Annotated in this window: 3 protein-coding genes and 1 pseudogene; all 4 read left to right on the top strand. The window is 61.8% G+C overall.

Features of this window, described 5'->3' with window-relative positions; all coding sequences use genetic code 11:
* A partial coding sequence (locus QZ326_RS11665) for a sodium:alanine symporter family protein (protein ID WP_295745382.1) occupies positions 1-1,327 on the top strand: 1,327 nt, incomplete at its 5' end.
* 83 nt (positions 1,328-1,410) lie between these two features.
* Positions 1,411-2,505, top strand: coding sequence for a GTP-binding protein (locus QZ326_RS11660; RefSeq protein ID WP_295745380.1), 1,095 nt, complete (start codon positions 1,411-1,413; stop codon positions 2,503-2,505).
* 22 nt (positions 2,506-2,527) lie between these two features.
* Positions 2,528-3,457, top strand: a complete 930-nt coding sequence (locus QZ326_RS11655; protein ID WP_295745378.1) for a GTP-binding protein — start codon at positions 2,528-2,530, stop codon at positions 3,455-3,457.
* A 354-nt stretch (positions 3,458-3,811) separates the two neighbouring features.
* Positions 3,812-4,128, top strand: a pseudogene (locus QZ326_RS11650) (LTA synthase family protein); the annotation flags it as partial.

Here is a 4,128-nt window from a genome sequence, read left to right as displayed (position 1 = left end):
GGCCCTGCTGGCGGGGACGGGGGCATTTCTGCTGGTTCGCACCCGCTTTCTCCCCTGGCGGAATCTGGGCTACGCCCTGCGCGCCGCCCTGGGCCGGGAGGCCCGGGTGAAGGGGCGGGACGGCGATGTGACCCCCTTCGCCTCGCTGATGACCGCCCTGGCCGCCACCATCGGCACCGGCAACATCGTGGGCGTGGCCACGGCCCTGGTGGCGGGCGGCCCCGGTGCGCTGGTGTGGATGGAGCTGGCCGCCCTGCTGGGGCTTTCCACCAAGCTGTCGGAGTGCCTGCTGGCGGTGAAATTCCGCCGCCAAAACCGGCGGGGGGAGATGTGCGGCGGGCCCATGTACGTCATGCGGGACGGTCTGGGACTGGGGCGGCTGGGGGCCGCTCTGGGGGCGGTTTACGCCCTTTTTGCCGTGTGTTCCTCCTTCGGCATCGGCGGCATGGCCCAGGCCAACTCCATCGCCGGAGCGCTGGAGGCCTCCTTCGGCGTTCCTGTCCGCGCTGCCGCCCTGGCAACGGCGGGGCTGTCCCTGGCGGTCATTCTGGGAGGAGTGAAGAGCGTGGCCCGGGTCTCCGCCGGCCTGGTGCCGGTGATGGCGGCGCTGTATCTGGGGGCGGCCCTGGCGGTGCTGTGGGGCTGCCGGGAGAACCTCCCCGCCGGAATCGCCCTGATTTTCCGCTGCGCCCTCTCTCCCCGGGCGGCGGCGGGGGGCGCGGCCGGGACGCTGATGAACACTATCCGCTGGGGCGTGGCCCGGGGGGTGTTCTCCAACGAATCCGGCATGGGCTCCGCCGGCATCTCCGCCGCCTCCGCGGCCACCAGCAGCCCTGTCCGGCAGGGATACATCGGCATGACCGGCGCTTTTTTCGACACCTGTGTGGTCTGCACCGTGACGGGCCTTGCCATCTGCTGCTCCGGCGCCCTGGGGGCGGTGGACGCCGCTGGGAACGCCGTAGACGGCGCGGCGCTGACCATTCTGGCCTTTCGCTCCGTGCTGGGGCCTGCGGGAGGGCTGCTGGTGAGCTTTTCCGTTGTCCTCTTTGCATTTACCTCCATTCTGGGCGGAGCCTACCAGGGGGAGAAGGCCTTTGAATACCTCTTTGGCGTACGGCGCGTCCTGCTGTACCGGCTGGCCTTCGCCCTGGCGGTGCTGTGGGGCGCGGCGGCGGAGCTGGAGGCCGTGTTCTGCTTTTCCGACATCTGCAATGCGCTGATGTGCCTGCCAAACCTGCTGTGCCTGCTGCTGCTCTCCGGTCTCGCCGCCCGGGAATTGGATGATTTCCAGCCGGAGGTCCGGCGGAAGCGGCGGAAAAAACTGTAAAATTTTTGTGAAATTCTTGCTTTTTTTATTTTTAATGGTATGATTAGGCATGTTCAGAATTTTATCAAAAAGGACTTGATTGTATGACAAAAATTGATATTATCTCCGGTTTCCTGGGAGCCGGCAAGACCACCCTCATCAAAAAGCTGCTCTCCGAGGCGTTCCCCGGGGAGAAGCTGGTGCTGATTGAAAACGAGTTCGGCGAGATTAGCATCGACGGCGGCTTTTTGAAAGAGTCCGGCGTTCAGATCTCCGAGATGTCCTCCGGCTGCATCTGCTGCTCCCTGGTGGGGGACTTCAACAAGGCCCTTAAGGACGTGGCGGACCAGTTCCACCCGGACCGCATCCTCATTGAGCCCTCCGGCGTGGGCAAGCTCTCCGATGTCATCGTGGCGGTGGAGAACACCGTGGCGGACGTGCCGGAGCTGAAGCTCAACAGCTTCGTCACCGTGGCGGACGCCACTAAGGTGAAGGTGTATATGAAGAACTTCGGCGAGTTCTACAACAACCAGGTGGAGTCCGCCGGCACCATCGTTCTCTCCCGGACCCAGAAGCTCTCCCAAGAGAAGCTGGAGGCCGCGGTCAGCATGCTTCAGGAGAAGAACCCCTCCGCCGCCATCCTCACCACCCCCTGGGACCAGCTGGACGGGAAGACCATCCTCTCCGCCATGGAGAAGGTGTCTTTGGCCGATGAGCTGCTGGCGAAAATGCGGGCGGAGCACGAGGCCGAGGAGGCAGAGCACCATCACCACCATCACGGCCACGAGGAACACGGGCACCACCACGGCCATGATGGGGAGGAGCACCACCATCATCACGATCATGATGAACATGGACACCACCATGACCACGGCCATGAGTGTGACGATCCCAGCTGCTCCTGCCACCACCATCACCATCACGCCGACGAGGTCTTCACCTCCTGGGGCAAAGAGACCCCCAAGACATTTTCCCGGGCAGAGATCGAGAAGATCCTCGCGGCTCTGGACTCCGGCGGGTACGGAAAGATCCTCCGGGCCAAGGGCATCGTGGGCGGGACGGACGGCGCGTGGGTGGAGTTCGACTACGTGCCCGGGGAGCACGAGGTCCGCTCCGGCCGCCCGGACTACACCGGCCGCCTCTGCGTCATCGGCGCGGAGCTGAACGAGAAGAAGCTGGCGGAATTGTTCGGCCTGTGATTAGGGAAAGAGGACATGCACCATGGATATTCCAGTCTATCTGGTCGCCGGGTTTCTGGACGGCGGCAAGACCAATTTTATCAACGGCGTCCTGGAGGACGGCTTCGCCCGCCAGGACCGGACCCTGCTGGTCTGCTGCGAGGAGGGGGAGGAGGAATATAACCCCAATGCCCTGGACAATGTCACCGTCGTCACTGTGGAGGACGAGGAGGAGCTGAAATGCTCCCGGCTGAAAGAATGGGAGAAGGAGTACCGGCCTAAGCAGGTGCTCATCGAGTACAACGGCATGTGGCAGATGGAGCGGTTGTACCGGGAGGTACTGCCGGCCAACTGGGTGCTGTACCAGATCATGACCTTTGTGAAGGCGGACACCTTCGAGGTCTACGCCAAGAACATGGGCCAGCTGATGATGGAAAAGATCACAAATGCGGATCTCCTGGTCTTCAACCGGGCCACGCCGGAGCTGCGGGAGGCATTGAGAAAGCGAAACCTGCGGATGGTGAACCGCCGGGCGGACATCTACTTTGAAAACACGGACGGCACCAGCGAGGACTACCTCACCGGGGACGAGTGCCCCTTCGACCTCAGCCAGGAGGTGTTGGATATCCCTGATGAGGACTTCGGCGTCTGGTATGTGGACGTGATGGACCACCCGGACCGCTACGGCGGCAGACTGGTCCACATGAAGCTGATGATGTGCCACTCCAAAAAGTACCCCGGCATCCACTGCCCCGGCCGTTTCGCCATGGTCTGCTGCGAGAACGACGTGCAGTTCCTGGGGCTCATCGCCAGGGGTGACGGGCTGGACGCCCTGGAGAACCGGGACTGGATCGAGGTCACCGCCAAAATGGCGGTGGAGAAGCACAAGGCCTACAAGGGCAAGGGGCCTGTGATGAACATCCTCTCCCTGAGCCCCTGCAAAAAGCCGGCCCAGGAGGTTGTCACCTTCTGATTGCACATTGTAATATAAGGACAGAAAACTCCCCTCTGTTTTAGGCGGAGGGGAGTTCTTGCTTGCTTTTTCTCTGAAATGCCCTATAATGGGAATATCATCTTCTAGAGTCTGTTTTATAGTCACCGCACTTGAAAAGAATCCAAGGACTCTTTAAAGCGGTCTGCGGTGGACTTCAAAGTCAAAACACAGCCCATGAAATGGCCTGGAGGGGTGCCTTTCTTGAAAATCGGAGCCCGATTTTTAAGGGGGTTGACTATCAAACCGGCGGAATACCGGCCCAAGGCGGATTTTTCTGTCAGGCAGGGCGCTTTGACGGCTTTAAAACAGACTTTAGGGAAAGGATTTACCACCTTGAAAACACGCTTTCCGAAATACCGTCTCTCCCTGCCTCTGACACTGCTGGCGGCGGTGGTGCTGGCGGGAGCAATCACGCTGCTGGCGCTGTGGTGCCAGCCCAACGCCCTGCGGAGCGTAGTGCGCATTTTCCTGAACAAGCCCATTCTCATCGTGCTGAACACCCTGCCGGTGGGACTGCTGCTGCTGGGGCTGGCCTGTCTGCTGCGCAGCCTGTTCTTTGGCGCGGCGCTGACGAATCTGCTGGTCTGCGGCTTCTCCATCGCCAACCGGGTGAAGATCGAGGTCCGGGACGAGCCGGTGTTCCCCCGGGA

This window comes from uncultured Oscillibacter sp. (genome assembly GCF_910587525.1).
In the GTDB taxonomy this organism is placed as follows: Bacteria; Bacillota; Clostridia; order Oscillospirales; family Oscillospiraceae; genus Oscillibacter.
Note: the sequence above shows the minus strand (reverse complement) of the source record. Positions and strands in the feature narration are given on the sequence as shown.

What these genes read in the sequence shown, in the direction of transcription:
- QZ326_RS11660 (WP_295745380.1), top strand. Translation starts at nt 1,411, where the DNA reads ATGACAAAAATTGATATTATCTCCGGTTTCCTGGGAGCCGGCAAGACC.
- QZ326_RS11655 (WP_295745378.1), top strand. Translation starts at nt 2,528, where the DNA reads ATGGATATTCCAGTCTATCTGGTCGCCGGGTTTCTGGACGGCGGCAAG.